This window comes from Burkholderia sp. AU28863, assembly GCF_002223195.1.
GTDB lineage: Bacteria > Pseudomonadota > Gammaproteobacteria > Burkholderiales > Burkholderiaceae > Burkholderia > Burkholderia sola.
In genome coordinates this window covers 260,918-283,218 of record NZ_NKFE01000008.1, presented here as the reverse complement: position 1 = coordinate 283,218, position 22,301 = coordinate 260,918, and the positions used below count along the sequence as shown (strand labels likewise).

Here is a 22,301-nt window from a genome sequence, read left to right as displayed (position 1 = left end):
CGGGTGAATGCAAATCGCGTGCCGGCGCCGTTGCCGTCCCGCGACGGTTGCGCGTCGCAGCGCGGGGAAGCCGCCAGGCGCCCGAATCTGCAACGCGATTGCAGTTTTTGCGTGCCGGGCGTCACGGTGCGGCGCCGGATTCGTCCGGGTCGTCCGTGCGACCGGGCTCGCTGAGCCGCTCCGTGCGGTCCGGCTCGATGTCCGCGCCTTCCTCGAGCGTCGAATCGCCGTCCGCCGACGCGCGCTCGCCCGTCCCCGCGCGGTCCGTATCGCTGTCGAGCGCCGCGTCACCGCGTTCGAGCGCGTGGTCGTCGAGCGGCGAATCGACGTCGAACGGATGACGCCGCGCGCCCGCCGTGTCGCTGCCGCTGTCGGACGAGTCGCTCGGGCCCAGCGCCCGGCCGTCCCGGCCGCGGCTGGCGTTGTCGTCGTCCGGGCCGGCCGGTTCGTTATCGGGATTGAGCGTGCTGTTCATGTCGATCTCCTTGCCTGGCTTGCCGCCGCGCGATCGGCCGGAGGGCCGCCGCGCGGCAGGGACCGTACCGGCGTGCAATCGGCATGCCGCGCCGGACGCCGCCGGCCGGCACGGCGGACGGCACGGCCCATGCGCACCCATTGATCAGCTGAATCGAGTTCCTTTATGCTTTCGGACGTGCCAACTCGCTCCATATGGCCGCCGCCGGCGCGTCCGGGGGCGGGCCGGCGACTTGCGGCCGCCCGTATTTTCAACTTGCCGCTCCGATGAAGAAAGACGACGCCGATCTGCAACCGCATCCGCCGCCGCCCGGCTCGTCCGACCCGCGCGACCTGCTGCACCGCTTCGCCGAATTCCGGTTTCAGACCGTGGTGGAGTCGATCACCGACTACGCGGTATTCATGCTCGACCCTTATGGCAACGTCGCGACGTGGAACGCCGGCGCCCAGCGCATCAAGGGCTACTCCGCCGCCGAGATCGTCGGCCACCATTTCTCGCTGTTCTACCCGACCGACGCGATCACGGCCGGCCGGCCGTCGCAAGGGCTCGCGCTGGCCGCCGCGCACGGCCACTTCGAGGACGAAGGATGGCGCGTGCGCAAGGACGGCACGCAGTTCTGGGCGAGCGTGACGATCACGCCGGTGCACGACGCGACGCATCAGCTGCGCGGCTTCATCAAGATCACGCGCGACATGACCGAGCGCAAGCGGCTCGAGGAACTCGAAGCATCGACGCATCGGCTCAGCGTGTTCATCGCGATGCTCGCGCACGAGCTGCGCAATCATCTCGCGCCGCTGCGCAATTCGGTCGGCGTGCTGCAGAGCCTGCCCGATCCCGCGCCCGCGCTCGCGCAGTGTCGCGACGCCGTGCATCGCCAGGTCGGACAACTGACGCGGCTCGTCGACGATCTGCTCGACGTCGGGCGCATCACGGCCGGCAAGGTCGAACTCGACGCGCGCCCCACCACCGTGCGCGACATCGTGTGCCGCGGCATCGAGAGCATCCAGCCGAAGCTGGCCGCGCGCGGGCAATGGATCCGCGTCGACCTGCCGGACGATTCCGTGGCCCTGCACGGCGACGACGCACGGCTCGTCCAGGTGCTGCACAACCTGCTCGACAACGCGTCCAAATTCTCGCCGCACGGCGGCCGGATCGACGTCGGCGCGCGGATCGAGGGGCCGTTGGTCGCGATCCGCGTCGCCGATCACGGCGTCGGCATCGCGCCGGGCGCGCTCGACGCCATCTTCGACCTGTTCCAGCAGGAAGGCGCGTCGAGTCGCTCCCCGTCCGACGGATTCGGGCTCGGTCTCGCGATCTGCCGGTCGTTCGTCGAACTGCACGGCGGGCGGATCGTCGCGGAAAGCGACGGGCCCGACCACGGCGCAACGTTCACGATCTGGCTGCCGATCGCGCAAACGACCCGCAACGTTCCCTCCGCACCGCCTGCGCCCGCCGCGCTCGAACCGCCGGCCGACACGCCGCTGCGCATCCTCGTCGTCGACGACAACCGCGATTCGGCCGATACGCTCGCGGTGCTGCTGCAACTGAAAGGGCATGCGCCGCGCGTCGCGTACAACGCGGCCGACGCGCTCGCCCTCGCGCGCGACTACGCACCGCAACTGATGCTGCTCGACCTGACGATGCCGGACGTCGACGGCTTCACGCTGCTGCAGGAACTGCGCGCGATCGACGCGCTGCGCGACACGACCTGCGTCGCGCTGTCCGGCCATGCGCGCGCGTCCGACCTCGCGCGCACCGAACGCGCGGGCTTCGACGACCATCTCGTGAAGCCCGTCGAGATGGCCGTCCTCGACGCGCTGCTGCAGCGCGTCGCGCGCCAGGTTCAGGACACGCCGTAAGCGCCCGGCCTCAGGCCATCGCGCGGCACATCGCCGCGCACGCCTCGCATGCAAGCGCGCAGCGGCGGCAATGTTCGTGCGCATGCCGCGAACACTCGGCCGCGCACAAGTCGCACGCGTGCGCGCACAGCGCGCAAATGCGCGGTGCGAGCCCGCTGCGGCGCGCCATCGCGCCCGACGCGAAGCGGCACAGCTGCGCGCATTCGATGTCGAGCGCGATGCAGCCCGCCAGCGCGTGCACGTCGCGCTCCGCGAGGCAGGCGGCCGCACAGGTGTCGCACGCGTGCGCGCACGCATCGCACGCGGCCATGCAGTTGTCGTATTGATCGCTCATCGCAGTGCTCCCGGTTTCGGTTTGCATCGTTTAGGTTTGCATCGTTTCGGTTCGTGTCGTCACGGCGTCAGCTTCACCTTCATCCAGCCGGGCTCGCGCACGTCGAACGCGCGATACGCATCGATCGCGTTCGTCAGCGGCTCGCTGCGCGTGAGCACCGACAGCGGGTCGAATGCACCGCTGCGCACCAGCTCGATGAGCGGCGGCGTCACCGTCCGGTGATTGCAGTTGCCCATCTTGATCGTGAGATTCCGGTTCATCGCCTCGCCGATCGGAAACACGCGCGCCGCCTGCGGATATACGCCGATCACCGAGATCGTGCCGGCCTTCGCGACCGCGCGCACCGCCCATTGCAACACCTGCGACGGCCCGTCGCCCGGCACCCAGTTGCGGCCGTCCGGCTTGCGGTGCGGCGCGATCGCGTCCACTTCCGCATCGAACGCGCGCGCGGCGTCGCGATCGGCCGCGGCCGGCCCGTGCGTCGCGCGCATCGCATCGACGCCCACCGCGTCGATCACGCGATCGACGCCGATCCCGCCCGTCAGCCGCAATATCGTGTCGACTGGATCGTCCTCGGAAAAATCGACGATCTCGGCGCCCTGCGCGCACGCCATCTCGAGCCGCGACGCGATGCGGTCGATCGCGATCACGCGGCCGGCGCCCATCAGTTTCGCGCTCGCGATCGCGAACTGCCCGACCGGCCCCGCGCCGAACACGGCGACCGTATCGCCCGGCTTCACTTCCGCAAGCTGCGCGCCGAAATAGCCGGTGGGGAAGATGTCCGACATCAGGATCGCGCGATCGTCGTCGATCGAATCGGGCAGCCGGATCAGGCTCGCATGCGCAAGCGGCGTGCGCGCGTATTCGGCCTGCAGCCCGTCGAACGGGCCGGTTTCAGCGGGCCCGCCGAAGAACGACGTACCCGCGCGCGGCCCGCCGGGGTTCGCGACGTCGCATTGCGCGGTGTAACCGGCGCGGCAGTACGCGCAACTGCCGCACGCGATCGTCGATGGAATCAGCACGCGATCGCCGCGCCGCAGGTTGCGTACGTCGCGCCCGACTGCCTCGACGATGCCGACGCCTTCGTGGCCGAGAATCGTGCCGGGCTTCATCCCGCCGAGCGTGCCGCGCACCATGTGCAGGTCGGTACCGCAGATCGCGCTGGCGGTCAGGCGCACGACCGCGTCGGTCGCCGCGGAGACTTCCGGATCGGGCACCGTGTCGATGCGAATGTCGCCGATGCCGTGAAATACGACTGCTTTCATGTCAGGCCCTCCTTGTCGAAAGCGGAAACGGTAAAGTCACCGTCGAGCCGATCGAGCAAGGCATGCGCCTGTGCGGCGCGCGCGGCGCGCCGTGACGCACGGACAGAAAGCGCTTCGTCTTCGGGGAGGGGCCGTGCCGGCGCGTCAGTCCGTGGGCGGACCGCTATCGCCGGGCTCACCGCTGCCGTCGCGCGCGTTCGAGATCGCTTCGACGAGCTTCAGTTCGTCGTCGATCGACAGCGTCGTGTCGGTCACTTCGCCGCCCAGCGGCGCGAGCGCCGCGCTCAGCGCGTAGATGTCGAGCTGCGTCGCGGCCAGCCCGAGCGACACGGTGCCCGGGCGCGCCTTGCGCGCGACGCGGTCGGTCAGCGCATCGTCCGCCGGACGTTCGCGCCACGCGTCGAGCGACGATTCGACGTGCGCGACCACGCTGTCGAGCAGCGAACCGGACGACACGCGGCCCGGATCGACTGCATGCGTGCGCAACTGTCCGTCGGTCGAGCACTCGACGATCACGACACCCGCGAGCGCGACGACGTGCCGGTCGCGCAGCGTGCCGAGTTCGGCCAGCGCGCGACGCGCCGCGTCGAGATCGGGATAGGACAAGACGATCAGCGTGTTCATTCAGCGACTCCATGCAGGCGAACGGGCGCGCTCAATGCGGCAACCCGAACGCGGCCTTCAGGCTCGCGACGATCATCTGCATCGCGATCGCCGCGAGAATCATCCCCATCAGGCGCTGCGTGACGGCCGTCACGCGCGGCGACAGGTAATGGCCGATCAACGGCGCCGACAGCAACGACACGGCCAGCAGCACGAGAAATGCGGCCAGCCCGAGCGCGAACGCGAGTTCCTGCCCGGTCGCGACGGCACTGTGCCCGAGCACGATCATCGTCGCGATCGTGCCGGGGCCGACCAGCAACGGAATCGTCAGCGGGTAGATCGCGACGCTGTCGGCCGCCGCCGGATCGGCGCCTTCGTCGGCGCCCGGCGCATGCTGGCGGCTCGGCGCACCATGCAGCATCGACAGCGCGATCAACAGCACCAGCAGCCCGCCCGCGAGGCGGAAATCGTCGATCGTCAAACCGAATACGTGCAGGATCGCGCCCCCTGCGACCGCCGACACGATGCAGCCGACCGTCACGCCGATCGCGGCCGTCAGCGCGACCTTGCGACGCACGCCGTCCGCCGCGCCTTCGGTCAGCGACAGGAACACCGGAATGTTCGCGATCGGGTTCATGATCGCGAACAGCGCCGCGAACACCTTGATGGAAAAGGTCAGGTCGAAGGCCACAGGGTCGCTCCCGTCTCGCGCGGCACGTGACACGCACACGCCGGTTCGTTTTCGATGCGCGGCGCCCGCCATGCTGATACGATCCACGCACCACGTTCATCCACGACGGAGGGCCCCGCTCGATGCAAGCCACCGACACTTTCATGGGTCACGAAATTCGCGTCGACGCGACGCGCAACGCGAACGGCGCATGGGTCGCGCAGGTGCAGATCTTCCGCGACGGCACGCCCGTCGACCTGCCCGCGCCCGAACTCGTCACGCCCGAATGGCTCACGTGCGACGAAGCGCTGCGCGGCGGCATCGACCAGGGGCGCGTGATCATCCGAACACGCGACCGGTAACCGCGCGCGGTTCGGCCGCGCCCCATCGGCCGGCATCGCGCGACGCACGTCACGCATCGAAATCGAGGTCGCCGATCAGGATCTCGCGATCGCGCTGCGTCCGGCTGCTGAAGTCGACCGGCAATTCCATCTGCCAGCGCTCGATCGTGACCGGCAGCACCGCGAGATAGCGATCGAAGCGGCCATGGTCGGGCTCGGCCAGCAGACCGGCGATCGCATCGTCGCGCCACGCGAGCCGCGCGTTCAACCGGTTCGGCAGGCCGACCGTCGACGTGAGGCCGATCACGTCGATGCAGGTCGGGCTGCCCTGCCCGTCGTGCGGCACGACGTCGACCTTCACTTCGCCAGGCTGATACAGGCCGCGCAAGCGCGTCGCGATGCGCGGCGCGAACTCGGTTTCGAAACGGGCACGGACGTCAGGGTTCATTTCGCCTCCATTCAAGGTTCGGTGGGTGTCGTCATGCTGCTTTCATGCGGAAGCCATCTGCCGCTCGAGCGCCGCTTCGGCCTTCAGGTTGTCGAGATCGCGGGCGATCGTCACGACCGCGAGCCGCGTGTTGCCGCGCCAGTACGCGATCGAGCAGTCGTGCTCGCCGAGGTCGCCGTCGATCTCGACGCGATCCCATTGCTCCGCATGCCCGACATAGCGGAGCGTCAGGTCGTAATGCTGGCTCCAGAAAAACGGCACCGCGTCGAACGGCCGCTGCTGGCCGAGCAGGTTGCGCGCGGCGACGATGCCCTGCCGCTCGGCGACGACCCAGTGCTCGACGCGAATCCGCTCGCCCGTCAGCGGATCGGGCCAGCGCGCGATATCGCCGGCCGCATAGATGCCGGGCGCGCTCGTCTGCAGGAAGCGGTCGACCGTCACGCCGCGTTCGACCGCGAGCCCGGCGTCCTGCGCGAGTTCGACGTTCGGATGCACGCCGATCCCCACCAGCACGACGTCGGCCGGCAGCACGTCGCCGTTCGACAGCGTCACGCTGTCCGGCCCGATCCGCGCAGGCGTCGCGCCGAGATGGAATACGACGCCGTGCGCTTCGTGCAGCGCCTTGATCGTGTCGCCGAGCGCATCGCCGAGCACGCGGCCCATCGGATGCGGATCGGGCGCGACGACGTGCACGTCGAGCCCGCGCGTGCGCAACGCGGCGGCCGCTTCGAGGCCGATGAAGCTCGCGCCGACCACCACGCAGCGTCGCGCGGTTTTCAGCTTCTCGATCAGCGCATCGCAATCGGCGCGAGAGCGCAACGTACACACGTGCGGCAGATCGGCGCCGGGCACGTTCAGCCGGTTCGGCTCGGCACCCGTGGCGAGCAGCAGCGCGCCGTATTCGATACGGCTGCCGTCAGCCAGCTCGACCTCCCGCCGCGCGGGATCGATGCGCGCGACCCGCGTGTTGCAGCGCACGTCGATCCGCTGATCGGTATAGAACGACGGTGCGCGCAGCGGCAGCCAATCGGCCTGAGCCGTGCCCGCGAGGTAATCCTTCGACAGGTTCGGCCGGTCGTACGGCGGATCGGCATCGGCGCTCAGCAGCGTGATCGCGTGCGGATAGCCTTGCTGCCGCAGCGTCACGGCCGCCGCGATCGCAGCCGCGCCGCCGCCGACGATCACGACCGACGCAGGCAGCCCGGTGTCCTTCAGCGCAGGCGGCGCGGCGGCCGGCCGCGCATCGACCACGACTGCGCGGCCGTCGCGCCGCTCGACGCGCCAGCACGGCAGCCCGTCGAGCGCCGGCGCGCGTTCCATCTCGCCGGTGCGCAAGCAGAACGCCGCGTGATGCCACGGGCAGCGGATCGTGTCGCCGACCAGCAGGCCCTCGGCCAGCGGGCCGCCGTAGTGCGGGCATTGCGCGCCCACCGCGAACAGTTCGTCGGCACGGCGCACGAGCAGCACCGCCGCGTCGCCGACATGGCCTTCGATCATCGCGCCGTCGGCGAGATCGTCGAGCGCGATCCCTTGCGTGAGATCGGGGCGTGAGGACGCATCGCTTCCAGTCATGACGTGGCTCCCGAAAAGTCAGGTAACGATCCCATTATCGCCATCCCTCCTGAAAAGAACAGGTACAGACGCCTCGCAGCGCACGCAAACGCGGACTGTAGCTTGTACGCGATCCGCGACCGGCGTAGAACGTGATCAGCGTTGCGGCGCAACACGGCGGCCGCCTGCGAGGGGCACGGCGCGACCCGCGCAAGCCGCGTGCCGCCTTCACCTGTCAAAGGAGCACTACCCGATGGCCACCGTCCTGTGCGTGCTCTACCCCGATCCCGTCGACGGCTATCCGCCGCACTACGTGCGCGACACGATTCCGGTCGTCACGCACTACGCGGACGGTCAAACCGCGCCGACGCCGGCCGGCCCGCCCGGCTTCCGGCCCGGCGAACTCGTCGGCTCGGTGTCCGGCGCGCTCGGCTTGCGCGGCTATATGGAAGCGCACGGCCACACGCTGATCGTCACGAGCGACAAGGACGGCCCCGACTCCGAATTCGAGCGCCGGCTGCCCGAAGCAGACGTGGTGATTTCGCAGCCGTTCTGGCCCGCGTACCTGAGCGCCGAACGCATCGCCCGCGCGCCGAAGCTGAAGCTCGCGCTGACGGCCGGCATCGGCTCCGATCACGTCGATCTGGACGCCGCCGCGCGCGCGCACGTCACGGTTGCCGAAGTCACCGGCTCGAACAGCATCAGCGTCGCCGAGCACGTGGTGATGACGACGCTCGCGCTGGTGCGCAACTACCTGCCGTCGCATGCGATCGCGCAGCAGGGCGGCTGGAACATCGCCGACTGCGTGTCGCGCAGCTACGACGTCGAAGGGATGCATTTCGGCACGGTCGGCGCGGGTCGCATCGGTCTCGCCGTGCTGCGCCGGCTGCAGCCGTTCGGCCTGCAGCTGCACTACACGCAGCGCCATCGGCTCGATGCGTCGATCGAGCAGGCGCTCGCGCTCACGTATCACGCCGATGTGGCGTCGCTCGCGAGCGCCGTCGATATCGTCAACCTGCAGATTCCGCTGTACCCGTCGACCGAGCACCTGTTCGACGCGGCGATGATCGCGCGGATGAAACGCGGCGCGTACCTGATCAACACCGCGCGCGCGAAGCTGGTCGACCGCGACGCGGTCGTGAATGCCGTCACGTCCGGCCATCTCGCCGGCTATGGCGGCGACGTATGGTTTCCGCAGCCGGCGCCGGCCGATCACCCGTGGCGCACGATGCCGTTCAACGGGATGACGCCGCACATCTCCGGCACGTCGTTGTCCGCGCAGGCGCGCTATGCGGCCGGCACGCTGGAGATCCTGCAATGCTGGTTCGACGGCAAGCCGATCCGCAACGAATACCTGATCGTCGACGGCGGCACGCTCGCGGGCACGGGCGCGCAGTCGTACCGGCTGACATGACGTCGCGCGCCGCCCGCCGCGGCGCGGTCAGTCGATGCAGGATGCGGCGAGCTTGCCGACGGTGACGACCGCGCGCTCGATTTCCGGCGACCACGGGCTGCTGTAGTTCAGGCGGATGAAATTCCGGTAGCTGTCCGCGATCGAGAACATGTAGCCGGGGCCGATCGTGATCCCCTGCTCCAGCGCGAGCTGGTACAGCCGCATCGCGTCGATCTGCGCGGGCAGCTCGACCCACAGCACGTAGCCGCCCGCCGGGCTCGAAATGCGCGTGCCGTCCGGGAAGAACCGCGACACCATCGCGCGCATCAGGTTCGCCTGCTGCGCATACGCCTTGCGAACCCGCCGCAGGTGATGTTCGTAGCCGTCGCGCTCGAGAAACTCCGCGATCGCGAGCTGCGGCAACGACGGTGTCGCGAGCGTGTTCAGGAACTTCAGCTTCTCGACCTGCTCGCGGTAGCGGCCCGGCAGCGCCCAGCCGATCCGGTACGCGGCCGTCAGGCTCTTCGAGAACGACGCGCAATGCAGCACGATGTCATGGCGATCGAACGACTTCAGCGTGCTCGGATGCATGTTGCCGAAGTACAGTTCGTTGTACACGCCGTTCTCGATGATCGGCAGGTCGGCCTTCGCTGCGAACTCAACCAGTTCGCGCTTGCGCTCGTCCGGCATCTGGAAACCCAGCGGATTCTGGAAGTTCGGCATCACCATGCACGCGGCGATCGGCTGCGACTTCGCGATCGCGGCCAGCGCCGCGATGTCGATCCCGTATTCCGGATGCGTCGCCACCTCGATCGCCTTCATCCCCATCCGCTCGATCGCGTGCAGCATCGCGTAGAACGTCGGCGATTCCACCGCGATCGTGTCGCCCGGCTTCGCCACCGCCTGCAGACACAGGTTGATCGCCTCCGTCGCGCCGACCGTCACGATGATCTCGTTCGGGTCCACCGACATCCCGTTTTCCAGGTAGCGGCGCGCGATCTGCCGGATCAGCCGCGGATGGCCCGGCGGCAACCCGTCCGTCACGCCCCACAGCGACTTGTCGCGACCCGCCGCGTACGCGTAGCGGTTCAGCTTCTCGAACGGGAACAGGCTCGGGTCCGGATACGGCGAGCCGAGCGGCACCGCGTCGTCCGTGCCGATCGAGCGCAACGTCGACAGCACGAGCCGGCTCACATCCACCGACGACGAGATCGCGATCGGCTTCGACGGCCGCAGCTCGCGTACCGGCGCATGACTGTCGTCGCGCCGCAGGTTCACGAAATAGCCCGACTGCGGCCGGCTTTCGAGCAGCCCGCGACTTTCCAGCAGCAGATACGCATGCAGTACGGTCGTGATGCTGATCCGGTGCTGCTGGCTCGCCTGACGCACCGACGGCACACGGTCGCCGTGTCGATATACCCCTTGCCGAATGAGTCGCTCTACGTCGTTCGCAAATTTCTCGTAGAGCTTCATCCGCCTCGCCCCGCCAGCGATGAACCGGCCTGCGCCGCATGAGCGGCACCGCCGCGCCGATGCACGAAGCCGGATAGCCGTCGCCGGGTGCGGGTGTCCCGGCTGGAACCTCGTCCGTTACCGAAATTGAAGGCGGATAGCAATGCGAATCTCATCAAGACAAGGTTCGGCATCCTACTGCGTCATTTCGGCGAATGTAAGTGACAGTTTGGCGAGGAAACGTCAAATCCGGTCGGCGTGGTGAACAGATGATGCGAACGCGGCGGCGCGGCCGCGCGCGCTCGCACGGCAGCCGTTCGTCCGGCGCACGTCATGATGAATTGCGGTAGCAGAGGAAGCGGCGGCGAAGCGAAGCCCGGCCATGGGCGGGCCCGCTCGCACTCAAGCGTCGTCGACGTTGTCCGCGTAGTGGTCGATCGCGACCTTGCACTCGTCGAACACCACCGTCAGCAGCGCGATGTCGTTCGACTCGAGCCACTTGCGGATCTGGAGGAACTGGCCGGTGCCGAGATCGGCGACGCGGCCCGGATCGTCGGTCGTCACGTCGACGATCGCGATCGCGCGGTTGCCGGGCAGCGGCGACAGCGTCGCCGCGATGTCGAAGCGCCGGTACGATTGGTCGATGCGCATGCCACTCTCCTGAATTGATTCGACAGGCGCGCGCTCAGTCGAGCGCGTGGCGAAAGACCTTGCCGCCGAATCCCGCGACGACGTTGTCGACCGAGAATGGCGTGTCCTCCTTCGCTTCGAGAATGACCGCGACGCTGCCGGGCACGAGCCGCGCAGCGACCGTCTCGACGAACGTGCCGTCGAGCAGCGCGTTGTCGGCCGCTTGCGCGAGCATGCCGGCGCCCGCGCCGGCCGCGATGCCGGTCACCACGCCGAGCGGCCCGGCGAGCAGGCCGAGCAAGCCGCCCGCGATTGCGCCGATCACGCCGCCCTTGAACGGCCGCGATTCGGCGTCGAGCACCGCGAGCTCGCCGTTCGCGTCCTTCTCGACGACGACGCCATTTTCGATATGGAATCCTTCGCTCTTCTCCGACAGCGCGTCGAAATCGTTCGCGGCCCGGCGGGCCGTGTCGACGCTGCCGAATACGGCGACGATCAATTGGCTGGTCATGCGACACCTCGTGTGTTGGGATGAGGATGGGGCCGCCGCATGTCGCACGGCGCGCCGGGGTTCGCTTCGAATGCCGCCCGGGCCGCGTTACTTGCGCGCATGCACGTCGTCCTCGACATCGTCGACGTCCGCCGGAAAGCGATGCTGGCCGAAGCTCAGGATCAGCACGCCGACCGCGAGCAGCACGATCCCGAAAGTCGTCATCAGCATCCGCTCGGGGCTGTCGGTCGCGCCGCGCAGGATCAGGTCGCGCGCGAGCGACGTCATCGCGATGAACAGCGGAAACCGCACCGGCAGCCGACCAAGCCGCAGGTAGCGCAGGTCCATCGCGAGCACTTCCAGATACAGGAACATCAGCAGCAGGTCCGTCAGCGACACTTCGCCCGCGAGCACGACCTTCCACGCTTCCTGCGCCATCGCGAACGCGGTCGCCAGACCGATCACGACCAGCCCGGCCAGCTCGGCCGCGTGAAGGAAATGGCCGAAGCGGCGACGGATGCGCTCGGCGGCCGTATCGGCGGATGCAGTGGAAGTATTCAACGCGGTATCCGGTGCGATGTCGTCGGTGCCGCGATCGATGCTCCATCGCGGCGGCGGAGGGTGTCGGGAAACGGAAAGCCTGCGACGGGCGGACGGGAAACCGTTGCGCATGCGCCGGTTCCGATCGCGCCGGTCGCCTGCGCGACCGCGGACAGCGTGCGCCGGCAACACGCATGAAACGCGGCGCCGGCCTCGGTGCACACGGCGTCGCCCGTGCGGTCCAGCAACAACCGGCAGCCGAGATAGCGTTCGAGATCGTCGAGCCGCGCGCCCACCTGCGCGACGTCGAGCTGCAGATCGGACGCCGCGCCGGACAGCCCGCCGTGCTCGACGATTGCACCGAAAATACGCATCGCTTCCAAAAGGTTCATCATGAGGGTCGTCGTCGGGCGGAGCGGAACCTAATCTACTGCACGCGACACGCACGCTCAAGAGCACAGCGCCGCGCGCGCCAGGAGTACAGCTGCGCGGGCGCCGCACAAAACCGAGCCCTGTTTGACCCATTCGAATGACAGATCATCGATACGTGTTCCAAAGCCCCGTCGAAGCTGCTAGATTGCAGGCTCGACGACGTTACGCGGTGCGGACAGCTCACGCGCCGGGCGAACGCGCGGCCGCCACGTCCGCCTCCCCTTCGCGCCGGAGGCCGGCTGCCGCCGCTGCGGCCCGTTGCGCGATGCCCGCGCAACGTCCTTCATCCGCACGTCACAAAGAGAACCGTCGCATGACACAGTTCAACCGTTCGCGCGCCACGGCCCGCCCGTCCCGACATGACTGACCGGCAGGCCGCGATGCAGACTACCCCTCCCCCGCTCTCCCAGGCCGTCCACAGCCCGATCACGCGCAGCGCGATCTTTCTCGTGGCGACGATCAATCCCGGCGCCGATCACGCCGACACGATCCGTTCATGGTGCGGCGACATCGCCGCGCTCGTGCGCTCGGTCGGCAAGCGCGTGCCGGGCGGCAACCTCACGTGCGTCTGCGGCTTCGGCTCCGACGCATGGGATGCGCTGTTCGGCGAGCCGCGCCCCGCGTCGCTGCATCCGTTCCGCGAATTCGGCGCCGGCCAGCGCGTCGCGATCGCGACGCCCGGCGACATCCTGCTGCACATCCGCGCGGAAGCGATGGACCTGTGCTTCGAATTGGCGACGCAATTGCTCAATGCGCTCGGCGACGCGGTCACGGTCGTCGACGAGGTGCACGGCTTCCGCAATTTCGACCAGCGCGCGATGATCGGCTTCGTCGACGGCACCGAGAACCCGGAAGGCCGCGAGGCCGTCGACTTCACGGTGATCGGCGACGAAGACGCCGAATTCGCGGGCGGCAGCTACGTGCTCGTGCAGAAGTACCTGCACGACATGGCCGGCTGGAACGCGCTCGCGGTCGAGACGCAGGAGCGCATCATCGGCCGCACCAAGCTGTCCGACATCGAGCTCGCGCCGGACGTGAAGCCGTCGTGCTCGCACAGCTCGCTGACCACGCTCGACGAGGGCGGCCAGGAAGTGAAGATCCTGCGCGACAACATGCCGTTCGGGCGCCCGGGCGCCGGCGAATTCGGCACCTATTTCATCGGCTATGCGCGCTCGCCGGCGCCGATCGAGCAGATGCTCGAGAACATGTTCGTCGGCCGCCCGCCCGGCAACTACGACCGCCTGCTCGACTACAGCCGCGCGGTCACCGGCTCGCTGTTCTTCGTGCCGTCGGCCGACCTGCTCGAAGCGCTCGCCGACCGCCCGGCGCCGGCCGACGGCGCCGCCCAACCGGAATCCACGCCGTCCGCGCCTGCCGCGCCACGTCGCGACGGCTCGCTGAACATCGGCTCGCTGAAAGGAACCCCGACCTATGAATAACCTGCATCGCGAACTCGCCCCGATCTCGTCGTCCGCCTGGGAACAAATCGAGGAGGAAGTGGCGCGCACCTTCAAACGATCAGTGGCCGGCCGGCGCGTCGTCGACGTCGACGGCCCCGAAGGCCCCGAGCTGTCGGCCGTCGGCACCGGGCACCTGCTCGACGTGGCCGCGCCGCGCGAGCTCGTGAACGCGCGGCTGCGCGAAGTACGCACGATCGTCGAGCTGACGGTGCCGTTCGAACTGAGCCGCGACGCGATCGACAGCGTCGAGCGCGGCGCGCGCGACGCCGACTGGCAGCCGGCGAAGGAAGCCGCACAGCGGCTCGCGTTCGCCGAAGACAGCGCGATCTTCGACGGCTACCGCGCGGCCGGCATCATCGGCATCCGCGAAGGCACGTCGAACCGACGGCTCACGCTGCCCGCGGACGTCGGCGCGTACCCGGACGCGATCAGCGACGCGCTGGAAGCGTTGCGCCTCGCCGGCGTCGACGGCCCGTACTCGGTCGTGCTCGGGTCGGACGCATACACCGCGCTCAGCGAAGCGCGCGACCAGGGCTATCCGGTCCTCGGCCATATCAAACGCATCGTCAGCGGCGAGATCATCTGGGCGCCGGCGATCAGCGGCGGCTGCGTGCTGTCCACGCGCGGCGGCGATTACGAGCTGCACCTCGGGGAAGACCTGTCGATCGGCTACACGAGCCACACCGACAAGGGCGTCCGCCTGTACCTGCGCGAAACGTTCACGTTCCTGATGTTGACGAGCGAGGCATCGGTGGCCGTGGCGCCGCAGGGCAACGCAGCCGCCTGAGCGCGGTGGCCGGCGCGCGACGCCGCGGCGCCGGCCACGGTTCGTCGCCGATCCAGCCCGTCCTGCATGGAGGATGTCATGAGCGAATCGAATGATGCATTACAGGCGTTGCAGGCGTCCGTCGCTACCCTGAAGCAGACGGTCGACGCGAACGCGGGCCGCGAGGTCGGCGACACCACCCTCCGTTTGCCCACTGCGGGCGCGCTGCGCGCCGATGTCGCACCGCGCGCCGTTCGGGCGCCGCCCTGTCCCGCCCCTTCCACCGCAAGCCGCACGCGCCGCGCACGCCCGCGCCGCCGCCCGCTTGCGCGTCTGTACTCCTTGCCACCCCGTCCCGCGTCCATGTGAGGGTGCAATTCACGGCCGGTCCGGCATGGAACTGTGTCTTGGACGGGCCGCGTCGATTCGTTATTTTGAACGCAGTCGAAGCGATGCCGTGGGCTCCTTGCCGCACCCGCGCTTCCCGCCCCGACCGCGATCGTGCGCCACGCCGGCGCGCACCGCGCGTGTCGCACCGGTGCAACACGCGCCGCCGCCGTGCGCGTCGTGCGTATGCGATCGGGACGCGCGAGCGCCGCACCGCATCGGGCGTCACGCTTCGACCCACCTTCACCGACAGGAGCCAGACCACCATGCCCGCACTTTGCGATATCTGCCACGCGCGGCCGGCCGTTGCGCGCGCCACCGTGATGCAGGACGGCGAGCGCAAGACCATCTCGATCTGCGATTACCACTTCCGTCAGCTGATGCGGCATCAAAGCATGCTGAATCCGTTCGATTCGTTGCTCGGCGGTGGCGGACCGTCGTCGTTGTTCGGCGGGCTCGGCGACGAATCGCCGCTCGCCGCCGAGATTCCGCGCGAATCGGTCGACCCGACCGACGCGTTCAGCGAACAGACGCTCGAGCTGCTGCAGCGCGCGGCCGAGAAGGCGCACGAGCTGCGCCGCAGCGAGCTCGATTCCGAACACCTGCTGTACGCGCTCGCGGACACCGACGTGTGCGCCGCGCTGCTGAAGGAACTGAAGCTGTCGCCGGAGGACATCAAGACGTACATCGACGCGCATGCGCACACCGGCACGGCCGCCCCCGATGCGCCGCTCGACAAGCTGTCGATCTCGCCGCGCGTGAAGAAGGCCGTGCAGTACGCGTTTCAGGCGTCGCGCGATCTCGGCCACTCGTACATCGGCCCCGAGCACCTGTTGATCGGGCTCGCGGCGGTGCCGGACAGCGTCGCCGGCACGCTGCTGAAGAAATACGGTGTGACGCCCGAGGCGCTGCGCCAGAAGGTCGTGAAGGTGGTCGGCAAGGGCGCCGAGGACGGCCGCGTCGATGCGCCGACCGGCACGCCGAACCTCGACAAGTTCGGCCGCGACCTCACCGCGATCGCGCGCCAGGGCAAGCTCGATCCGGTGCTCGGCCGCGCGCAGGAAATCGAGAGCACGATCGAGGTGCTCGCGCGCCGCAAAAAGAACAACCCGGTGCTGATCGGCGAGCCGGGCGTCGGCAAGACCGCGATCGTGGAGGGGCTCGCGCAGCGGATCGTCAACGGCGACGTGCCCGAAGTGTTGCGCGACAAGCGGCTCGTCGAAGTCAACATCAACTCGATGGTGGCCGGCGCGAAGTATCGCGGCGAATTCGAGGAACGCGCGAAGCAGCTGATCGACGAAGTGACCGCGAAGCAGGACGAACTGATCCTGTTCATCGACGAGCTGCATACGATCGTCGGCGCGGGCCAGGGCGGCGGCGAAGGCGGCCTCGACATCGCTAACGTGCTGAAGCCCGCGCTCGCGCGCGGCGAGCTGAGCCTGATCGGCGCGACGACGCTCAACGAATACCAGAAGTACATCGAGAAGGACGCCGCGCTCGAACGCCGCTTCCAGCCCGTGTTCGTGCCGGAGCCGAGCGTCGAGCAGACGATCGTGATCCTGCGCGGGCTGCGCGACAGCCTCGAGGCGCACCACCAGGTGACGTTCGCCGACGACGCGTTCGTCGCGGCCGCCGAGTTCGCCGACCGCTACATCACGTCGCGCTTCCTGCCCGACAAGGCGATCGACCTGATCGACCAGGCCGCCGCGCGCGTGCGGATCGGCGCGACGTCGCGTCCGGTCGACATTCAGGAAGGCGAAGCGCAGATCGCGCAGCTGAAGCGCGAGCAGGACTACGCGACGTCGCGCAAGCGCTTCGACGAAGCGAAGCAGTTCGAAGAGCAGATCAGCGCGAAGCAGAAGGCCGTCGACGAGATGATGGAGGCGTGGCAGCGCAAAACCGGTTCGGAGACGCTCGAGGTGACCGTCGAATCGGTGGCCGAGGTCGTGTCGCGGCTGACCGGCATCCCCGTGTCCGAACTCACGCAGGAAGAACGCCAGAAGCTGCTGAAGATGGAAGAGCAACTGCGCGAGCGCGTGGTCGGCCAGGCCGATGCGGTGGTCGCCGTCAGCGATGCGGTGCGGCTGTCGCGCGCGGGGCTCGGCCAGACGCACCGGCCGATCGCGACGTTCCTGTTCCTCGGGCCGACGGGCGTCGGCAAGACCGAGCTCGCGAAGGCGCTGGCCGAGACCGTGTTCGGCGACGAGCAGGCGATCATCCGCATCGACATGTCGGAATACATGGAGCGCCACGCGGTCGCGCGGCTGATCGGCGCACCGCCCGGCTACGTCGGCTACGACGAAGGCGGGCAGCTCACCGAGCGCGTGCGGCGACGCCCGTACAGCGTGATCCTGCTCGACGAGATCGAGAAGGCGCATCCGGACGTCTACAACGTGCTGCTGCAGGTATTCGACGACGGGCGTCTCACCGACGGCAAGGGCCGCGTGGTCGATTTCAGCAACACGATCATCATCGCGACCAGCAACCTCGGCGCGGCGATCATCATGGACAACCTCACGCAGCCGGAAGCCGCACGCAAGACCGACAAGGCGATCCGCGAGGAACTGATGCAGGTGCTGAAGGGGCATTTCCGGCCCGAGTTCCTGAACCGGATCGACGAGGTGATCGTCTTCCACGCGCTGTCGAAGGACAACATCCGCGCGATCGTGCAGATCCAGCTCGACCGCGTGGTGCGTACCGCCGCCGCGCAGGACATCACGCTCGTGATGGGCGACTCGCTCGTCGCGCACCTGACCGAAGCCGGCTACCAGCCCGAATTCGGCGCGCGCGAGTTGAAGCGCCAGATCCGGCAGACCATCGAGACGCGGCTCGCGAAGGAAATCCTCGCCGATCGGCTGAAGTCGGGCGACAAGTGCGAGGTGGACTACGACAAGGACAGCGACGAAGTGAAGTTCAACAAACTCGCCGCGCCTGAAGCGAAAGACACGAAGGACGCAAAGCAGGACGCCGATGGCAAGGCCAAACCGAACGGCAAGACCGCCAAGGCAGCAGCAGACGCGAAGGCGGACGACACGCCCGCCGACGCCCCGCCGCCCGCGGCGAAACCGTCGGGCAAGAAGTCGTCCGGCGCGAAGAAGGACGCGCACTAAAACAACGCATGCCCCGCAACCCGGGGCGCGCATGACCGGCTCCGTCCGCGGACGGAGCCGCCCCACGCCGCGACACGGCGCAACCGAGCCACCCGCACCGGGCCCGGCTATTGGAGATTCACATGACAAATCGACGCGAAGTGCCAGGCATCAGGAAATACGACGGGCCCGCCGGCGGTTGGGGCGCGCTTCGCGCGACAGCCGACGCGGTGCGGTCGCAGATGGAAACCATCGAGGCGCCGATCGTGCTGATGCGAACCAACCAGCCCGACGGCTTCGACTGCCCCGGCTGCGCGTGGCCCGACAAGGAACACAAGTCGACGTTCCAGTTCTGCGAGAACGGCGCGAAGGCCGTCACGTGGGAAGCGACGACCAAGCGCGTGACGCCGGAATTCTTCGCGGCGAACACCGTGTCGTCGCTGCTGCGCATGTCGGACTACGAACTGGAGAACATGGGCCGGCTCACGCATCCGCTCGTCTACGACCGCGCGACCGACACGTTCCGCGCGATCGAATGGGACGACGCCTTCGCGCGCATCGGCGAAGTGCTGCGCGCGCTGCCGCCCGAGCAGGTCGAGTTCTACACGTCGGGCCGCGCGTCCAACGAAGCCGCGTACCTGTATCAGCTGTTCGCGCGCGAGCTCGGCACCAACAACTTCCCCGACTGCTCGAACATGTGCCACGAGCCGACCAGCGTCGGCCTCCCGCAGTCGATCGGCATCGGCAAGGGTACCGTGTCGCTCGAGGATTTCGACCACTGCGAGCTGATCATCTCGATCGGCCACAACCCCGGCACGAACCATCCGCGGATGATGGGCACGCTGCACGAGTGTTCGCGCCGGAACGTGCCGATCATCGTGTTCAACCCGCTGCGCGAACGCGCGCTCGAACGCTTCGCCGATCCGCAGGACATGATCGAGATGGCGTCGTTCGGCTCGACGCGGATCGCGTCGACGTACTACCAGGTCGACGCGGGCGGCGACGCGGCCGCGCTGAAGGGCATCATGAAGGCGCTGCTGAAGCTCGAAGCCGAACGCGGCGACGTGCTCGACCGCGATTTCATCGCGCAGCACACCGACGGCTTCGACGCGTTCTCGGCCGACCTCGAAGCCACGTCGTGGGACGACATCGAGCGCGCGAGCGGCCTCAGCCAAACGCAGCTCGAAGAGGTCGCGCTCGCGTACGCGAAGTCGAACGCGACGATCGTCACGTACGGAATGGGCGTCACGCAGCACAACAAGGGTACGGCGACCGTGCGCCTGATCGCCGACCTGCTGCTGATGCGCGGCAACATCGGCAAGCCCGGCGCCGGCGTGTGCCCGCTGCGCGGCCATTCGAACGTGCAGGGCAACCGCACGGTCGGCATCACCGAGAAGCCGTCGGCCGAATTCCTGAAGAAGATCGAGGACGTGTGCGGCTTCACACCGCCCGCGAAGCATGGGCACGACGCGGTGCAGGCGATGCAGGCGATGATCGACGGCACCGCGAAGGCGCTGCTGTGCCTCGGCGGCAACTTCGCGGTCGCGCTGCCCGATCCCGAGCTGTCGTTCCCGGCGATGGCGAAGCTCGACCTGAGCGTGCATCTCGGCACGAAGCTGAACCGTTCGCACCTGCTGGTCGGCAAGGAAACCTTCATCTTGCCGGTGCTCGGCCGCACCGAGCTCGACATGCAGGCCACCGGCCGGCAATCGATCACCGTCGAGGATTCGATGTCGATGGTCCATGCGTCGGCCGGCAAGCTGAAGCCGGCGTCGGACCAGTTGCGCTCGGAGCCCGCGATCGTCGCCGGCATCGCGCATGCGACGCTGCCGAACAGCAAGGTCGCGTGGCTCGACCTGATCGCCGACTACGACCGCATCCGCGACCTGATCGACAAGACGGTAGCCGGCTTCGACGCGTTCAACGAGCGGATTCGCACGCCGGGCGGCTTCCGCCTGCCGCTGCCGCCCACCGAGCGCGTGTGGCCGACGCCGACCGGCAAGGCGATGTTCTCGGTCTACAAGGGTGTGAAGGAGGACGCGGACGTGCTCGGCGCCGAGCAGGTGCTGCGGCTGATCACGCTGCGCAGCCACGATCAGTACAACACGACGATCTACGGGCTCGACGATCGCTATCGCGGCGTGTTCGGCCGGCGCGACGTGCTGTTCATGAACGCGGCCGATCTCGACAAGTACGGGCTCGAGCACGGCGACCTCGTCGACATCGAAACGGTCACCGCGTCGGGCCGCACGCTGCGCCTCGAGAAGATCACCGCGATCGAGTACGACATCGCGCCGGGCTCGGTCGGCGCGTACTATCCGGAAGCGAACGTGCTCGTGCCGCTCGACTACATCGACAAGGAAAGCGGCACGCCGTCGTACAAGTCGGTGCCGGTGCGCGTCGCGCGCTCGGCGGTGGTCTGATCCGCGGGCGGGCAAGGGTCGCGGCACACGCCGCCCCCTTCGCCCCGCCTGCCGCCCTGCGCTTGCCGCTCGCGGCCGCCGCATCGCCACCGACGCGGCGGCCGTTCCATTGGATCGCGTCGAACGACGCCGCGCTTACCGCACCGCCGTCGGCGGCAGGTGCGCGCCGCCCTGCCGGCGCCGATACGCGCTGTCGCGCATCGCGAGCCAGTAGTACAGCGGCGACGTCAGCAGCAGGCCCACGAGCCACGACAAATCCGCGCCGCCCAGATGCGCGGGAATCGGCCCCGCATACATCGGCGTGTTCATGAACGGAATCTGCACGACGATGCCGATCGCATACGCGAGCAGCGCCTGCGGATTGAAGCGGCCGTAGATTCCGCCGTCCGCCATGAAGATCGACTGGATGTCGTACTTGCCCTTGTGGATCACGTAGAAGTCGATCAGGTTGATCGCCGTCCACGGCACCAGCACGACCAGCAGCGCGAGCACCAGGTCGACGAGGTTGCCGACGAAGTTCGTCGACGCGCCGATCGCCGCGTAGCAGCACGCAACGAAGATCACGACCGACACGATCGCGCGCGCCTTCGCGGTCGGAATCCACTTGTACGCGAACGTCTGCACCGACGTGATCACCGCGAGCACCGCGCCGTACAGGTTCAGCGCGTTGTGGCTGATCACGCTCAGCAGGAACAGCACCAGCATCAGCGGGCCGAGCGGGCCGGTCGCCTGCTTGACCGCGTCCATCGTGTCCGCGCCGGCCGGCACCGCGAGCACGGCCACCGCGCCGAAGATGAACGCGAGCGTCGAGCCGATCGTGCAGCCGAGGTAGGTCGCCCAGAACGTCGACGCGACGCCGACGTTCTCCGGCAGATAGCGCGAATAGTCCGACACGTACGGCGCGAACGCGATCTGCCACAGCGCCGACAGCGATACCGTCGCGAGCCAGCCCGCGAAGTCGAAGCCGCCGCGCGTCAGGAAATCGGCGGTGTTCACGTGCGACAGGATCATCCAGAAGCCGACGGCAATGCCGATGCCGAGCACCCACGTGCCGATACGGTTCAGGATGTGGATGAACCGGTAGCCGATGATCCCGATCAGCCCCGAGCCCACCGCGCCGATCACGATGCCGACGGGGACCGGCACCGACGACGCGATGCCGTGCACCGACTTGCCGGCGAGCACGATGTTCGACGCGAAGAAGCCGACGTACATCACGGCCGCGATCAGCGTGACGAGCAGTGCACCCCACGAGCCGAACTGCGCGCGGCTCTGGATCATCTGCGGGATACCCATCTGCGGCCCCTGCGCCGAATGCAGCGCCATCAGCACGCCGCCGACCGCCTGCCCGACGACGATCGCGACGATGCCCCACATCAGGTTCAGGTGGAACATCTGCACGCCGAGCGCGCCGGTCACGATCGGCAGCGGCGCGATGTTGCCGCCGAACCAGAGCGTGAACAGGTCGCGCACCTTGCCGTGGCGTTCCGCGGGCGGCACATAGCCGATCGTGTGCTTCTCTATCATCGGGGACGCATTGCGTTCCGCGTTCGTCATGGTGAAGTCTCCTGTCCTGCGCGGCGATGCGCGCGTGCCGTTCACGCCGGCGCGCGTCGGGGTGCGCGCCGGCCATCGGTCCGGATGCGCGAGCGACGCCGCGCCGCGTGCACGCGCGGCGGTGCCGAACGAAGCG

Annotated in this window: 21 protein-coding genes; 8 read left to right on the top strand and 13 right to left on the bottom strand. The window is 68.5% G+C overall.

Annotated elements, in window-relative coordinates; genetic code table 11:
* Positions 1–121: 121 nt before the first annotated feature.
* The gene (locus CFB81_RS31070; RefSeq protein WP_089437706.1) at positions 122–475 is read right to left on the bottom strand and encodes a chemotaxis protein; all 354 of its coding nucleotides are present in this window, start codon (positions 473–475) and stop codon (positions 122–124) included.
* Between the two features lie 266 nt (positions 476–741).
* Here CFB81_RS31070 and CFB81_RS31065 point away from each other — a divergent pair, with 266 nt between their 5' ends.
* Positions 742–2,334, top strand: a complete 1,593-nt coding sequence (locus CFB81_RS31065) for an ATP-binding protein (RefSeq protein ID WP_089437705.1) — start codon at positions 742–744, stop codon at positions 2,332–2,334.
* Between the two features lie 10 nt (positions 2,335–2,344).
* Here CFB81_RS31065 and CFB81_RS31060 read toward each other — a convergent pair whose 3' ends face one another.
* The 4 genes from CFB81_RS31060 to CFB81_RS31045 all read right to left on the bottom strand — a co-directional run bounded on the left by CFB81_RS31060 (position 2,345) and on the right by CFB81_RS31045 (position 5,227).
* The gene (locus CFB81_RS31060) at positions 2,345–2,668 is read right to left on the bottom strand and encodes a four-helix bundle copper-binding protein (protein ID WP_175975264.1); all 324 of its coding nucleotides are present in this window, start codon (positions 2,666–2,668) and stop codon (positions 2,345–2,347) included.
* A 59-nt stretch (positions 2,669–2,727) separates the two neighbouring features.
* Positions 2,728–3,933, bottom strand: a complete 1,206-nt coding sequence (locus CFB81_RS31055) for a zinc-dependent alcohol dehydrogenase (protein ID WP_089437704.1) — start codon at positions 3,931–3,933, stop codon at positions 2,728–2,730.
* 144 nt (positions 3,934–4,077) lie between these two features.
* On the bottom strand, positions 4,078–4,557 hold the full coding sequence (locus CFB81_RS31050; protein WP_069619120.1) for a hypothetical protein: 480 nt from the start codon (positions 4,555–4,557) through the stop codon (positions 4,078–4,080).
* Positions 4,558–4,588: 31 nt separating this feature from the next.
* A complete protein-coding gene (locus tag CFB81_RS31045; RefSeq protein ID WP_089437703.1) occupies positions 4,589–5,227 on the bottom strand; it encodes a MarC family protein in 639 nt (212 codons plus the stop codon).
* Between the two features lie 122 nt (positions 5,228–5,349).
* Between CFB81_RS31045 and CFB81_RS31040 the strand changes: the two genes are divergently transcribed.
* The gene (locus CFB81_RS31040) at positions 5,350–5,568 is read left to right on the top strand and encodes a DUF6566 family protein (protein ID WP_089437702.1); all 219 of its coding nucleotides are present in this window, start codon (positions 5,350–5,352) and stop codon (positions 5,566–5,568) included.
* Between the two features lie 49 nt (positions 5,569–5,617).
* Here the strand turns inward: CFB81_RS31040 and CFB81_RS31035 are convergent, their stop codons facing one another.
* A complete protein-coding gene (locus CFB81_RS31035) occupies positions 5,618–5,995 on the bottom strand; it encodes a DUF5594 family protein (protein ID WP_069619123.1) in 378 nt (125 codons plus the stop codon).
* Between the two features lie 42 nt (positions 5,996–6,037).
* Entirely contained in the window at positions 6,038–7,567 is a 1,530-nt protein-coding gene (locus CFB81_RS31030) for an FAD-dependent oxidoreductase (protein ID WP_089437701.1), read from the bottom strand.
* Positions 7,568–7,799: 232 nt separating this feature from the next.
* On the opposite strand from CFB81_RS31030, the gene CFB81_RS31025 reads away from it, so the two are divergent.
* A complete protein-coding gene (locus CFB81_RS31025; RefSeq protein WP_089437700.1) occupies positions 7,800–8,960 on the top strand; it encodes an NAD-dependent formate dehydrogenase in 1,161 nt (386 codons plus the stop codon).
* 27 nt (positions 8,961–8,987) lie between these two features.
* Here the strand turns inward: CFB81_RS31025 and CFB81_RS31020 are convergent, their stop codons facing one another.
* The 5 genes from CFB81_RS31020 to CFB81_RS31000 form a co-directional block, all read right to left on the bottom strand.
* The gene (locus CFB81_RS31020) at positions 8,988–10,412 is read right to left on the bottom strand and encodes a PLP-dependent aminotransferase family protein (RefSeq protein WP_089437699.1); all 1,425 of its coding nucleotides are present in this window, start codon (positions 10,410–10,412) and stop codon (positions 8,988–8,990) included.
* A gap of 381 nt (positions 10,413–10,793) precedes the next feature.
* A complete protein-coding gene (locus tag CFB81_RS31015) occupies positions 10,794–11,042 on the bottom strand; it encodes a hypothetical protein (protein ID WP_069619127.1) in 249 nt (82 codons plus the stop codon).
* A gap of 34 nt (positions 11,043–11,076) precedes the next feature.
* Positions 11,077–11,532 (bottom strand): DUF1269 domain-containing protein, encoded by a 456-nt coding sequence (locus tag CFB81_RS31010; RefSeq protein WP_089437698.1) that lies wholly within the window; start codon positions 11,530–11,532, stop codon positions 11,077–11,079.
* 87 nt (positions 11,533–11,619) lie between these two features.
* Positions 11,620–12,072 (bottom strand): phosphate-starvation-inducible protein PsiE, encoded by a 453-nt coding sequence (locus CFB81_RS31005; RefSeq protein ID WP_012336571.1) that lies wholly within the window; start codon positions 12,070–12,072, stop codon positions 11,620–11,622.
* Positions 12,069–12,443: a LysR family transcriptional regulator gene (locus tag CFB81_RS31000; protein ID WP_069619211.1), complete on the bottom strand. Its 375-nt coding sequence runs from the start codon at positions 12,441–12,443 to the stop codon at positions 12,069–12,071. Before CFB81_RS31000 ends, CFB81_RS31005 begins: the two co-directional genes overlap by 4 nt.
* 399 nt (positions 12,444–12,842) lie before the next feature.
* On the opposite strand from CFB81_RS31000, the gene CFB81_RS30995 reads away from it, so the two are divergent.
* The 5 genes from CFB81_RS30995 to CFB81_RS30975 all read left to right on the top strand — a co-directional run bounded on the left by CFB81_RS30995 (position 12,843) and on the right by CFB81_RS30975 (position 20,608).
* Complete coding sequence (locus CFB81_RS30995) at positions 12,843–13,922, top strand: Dyp-type peroxidase (RefSeq protein WP_069619129.1); 1,080 nt, start codon at positions 12,843–12,845, stop codon at positions 13,920–13,922.
* A complete protein-coding gene (locus CFB81_RS30990; protein ID WP_069619130.1) occupies positions 13,915–14,730 on the top strand; it encodes a family 1 encapsulin nanocompartment shell protein in 816 nt (271 codons plus the stop codon). Before CFB81_RS30995 ends, CFB81_RS30990 begins: the two co-directional genes overlap by 8 nt.
* Before the next feature lie 78 nt (positions 14,731–14,808).
* Positions 14,809–15,078, top strand: a complete 270-nt coding sequence (locus tag CFB81_RS30985; RefSeq protein WP_143328656.1) for a hypothetical protein — start codon at positions 14,809–14,811, stop codon at positions 15,076–15,078.
* Positions 15,079–15,362: 284 nt separating this feature from the next.
* Positions 15,363–18,206, top strand: a complete 2,844-nt coding sequence (locus CFB81_RS30980; protein ID WP_089437696.1) for an ATP-dependent Clp protease ATP-binding subunit — start codon at positions 15,363–15,365, stop codon at positions 18,204–18,206.
* Between the two features lie 122 nt (positions 18,207–18,328).
* Positions 18,329–20,608, top strand: a complete 2,280-nt coding sequence (locus CFB81_RS30975) for an FdhF/YdeP family oxidoreductase (protein ID WP_089437695.1) — start codon at positions 18,329–18,331, stop codon at positions 20,606–20,608.
* Between the two features lie 135 nt (positions 20,609–20,743).
* On the opposite strand, the gene CFB81_RS30970 is transcribed toward CFB81_RS30975, so the two are convergent.
* Positions 20,744–22,165, bottom strand: a complete 1,422-nt coding sequence (locus tag CFB81_RS30970) for a cytosine permease (protein ID WP_089438140.1) — start codon at positions 22,163–22,165, stop codon at positions 20,744–20,746.
* Positions 22,166–22,301 lie beyond the last annotated feature (136 nt).

Excerpts from the sequence above, each read along its gene's own strand:
- CFB81_RS31070 (WP_089437706.1), bottom strand. The coding sequence starts at position 475 with ATGAACAGCACGCTCAATCCCGATAACGAACCGGCCGGCCCGGACGAC.
- CFB81_RS31065 (WP_089437705.1), top strand. The coding sequence starts at position 742 with ATGAAGAAAGACGACGCCGATCTGCAACCGCATCCGCCGCCGCCCGGC.
- CFB81_RS31060 (WP_175975264.1), bottom strand. The coding sequence starts at position 2,668 with ATGAGCGATCAATACGACAACTGCATGGCCGCGTGCGATGCGTGCGCG.
- CFB81_RS31055 (WP_089437704.1), bottom strand. The coding sequence starts at position 3,933 with ATGAAAGCAGTCGTATTTCACGGCATCGGCGACATTCGCATCGACACG.
- CFB81_RS31050 (WP_069619120.1), bottom strand. The coding sequence starts at position 4,557 with ATGAACACGCTGATCGTCTTGTCCTATCCCGATCTCGACGCGGCGCGT.
- CFB81_RS31040 (WP_089437702.1), top strand. The coding sequence starts at position 5,350 with ATGCAAGCCACCGACACTTTCATGGGTCACGAAATTCGCGTCGACGCG.
- CFB81_RS31035 (WP_069619123.1), bottom strand. The coding sequence starts at position 5,995 with ATGAACCCTGACGTCCGTGCCCGTTTCGAAACCGAGTTCGCGCCGCGC.
- CFB81_RS31030 (WP_089437701.1), bottom strand. The coding sequence starts at position 7,567 with ATGACTGGAAGCGATGCGTCCTCACGCCCCGATCTCACGCAAGGGATC.
- CFB81_RS31025 (WP_089437700.1), top strand. The coding sequence starts at position 7,800 with ATGGCCACCGTCCTGTGCGTGCTCTACCCCGATCCCGTCGACGGCTAT.
- CFB81_RS31020 (WP_089437699.1), bottom strand. The coding sequence starts at position 10,412 with ATGAAGCTCTACGAGAAATTTGCGAACGACGTAGAGCGACTCATTCGG.
- CFB81_RS31015 (WP_069619127.1), bottom strand. The coding sequence starts at position 11,042 with ATGCGCATCGACCAATCGTACCGGCGCTTCGACATCGCGGCGACGCTG.
- CFB81_RS31010 (WP_089437698.1), bottom strand. The coding sequence starts at position 11,532 with ATGACCAGCCAATTGATCGTCGCCGTATTCGGCAGCGTCGACACGGCC.
- CFB81_RS31000 (WP_069619211.1), bottom strand. The coding sequence starts at position 12,443 with ATGAACCTTTTGGAAGCGATGCGTATTTTCGGTGCAATCGTCGAGCAC.
- CFB81_RS30995 (WP_069619129.1), top strand. The coding sequence starts at position 12,843 with ATGACTGACCGGCAGGCCGCGATGCAGACTACCCCTCCCCCGCTCTCC.
- CFB81_RS30990 (WP_069619130.1), top strand. The coding sequence starts at position 13,915 with ATGAATAACCTGCATCGCGAACTCGCCCCGATCTCGTCGTCCGCCTGG.
- CFB81_RS30985 (WP_143328656.1), top strand. The coding sequence starts at position 14,809 with ATGAGCGAATCGAATGATGCATTACAGGCGTTGCAGGCGTCCGTCGCT.
- CFB81_RS30980 (WP_089437696.1), top strand. The coding sequence starts at position 15,363 with ATGCCCGCACTTTGCGATATCTGCCACGCGCGGCCGGCCGTTGCGCGC.
- CFB81_RS30975 (WP_089437695.1), top strand. The coding sequence starts at position 18,329 with ATGACAAATCGACGCGAAGTGCCAGGCATCAGGAAATACGACGGGCCC.
- CFB81_RS30970 (WP_089438140.1), bottom strand. The coding sequence starts at position 22,165 with ATGACGAACGCGGAACGCAATGCGTCCCCGATGATAGAGAAGCACACG.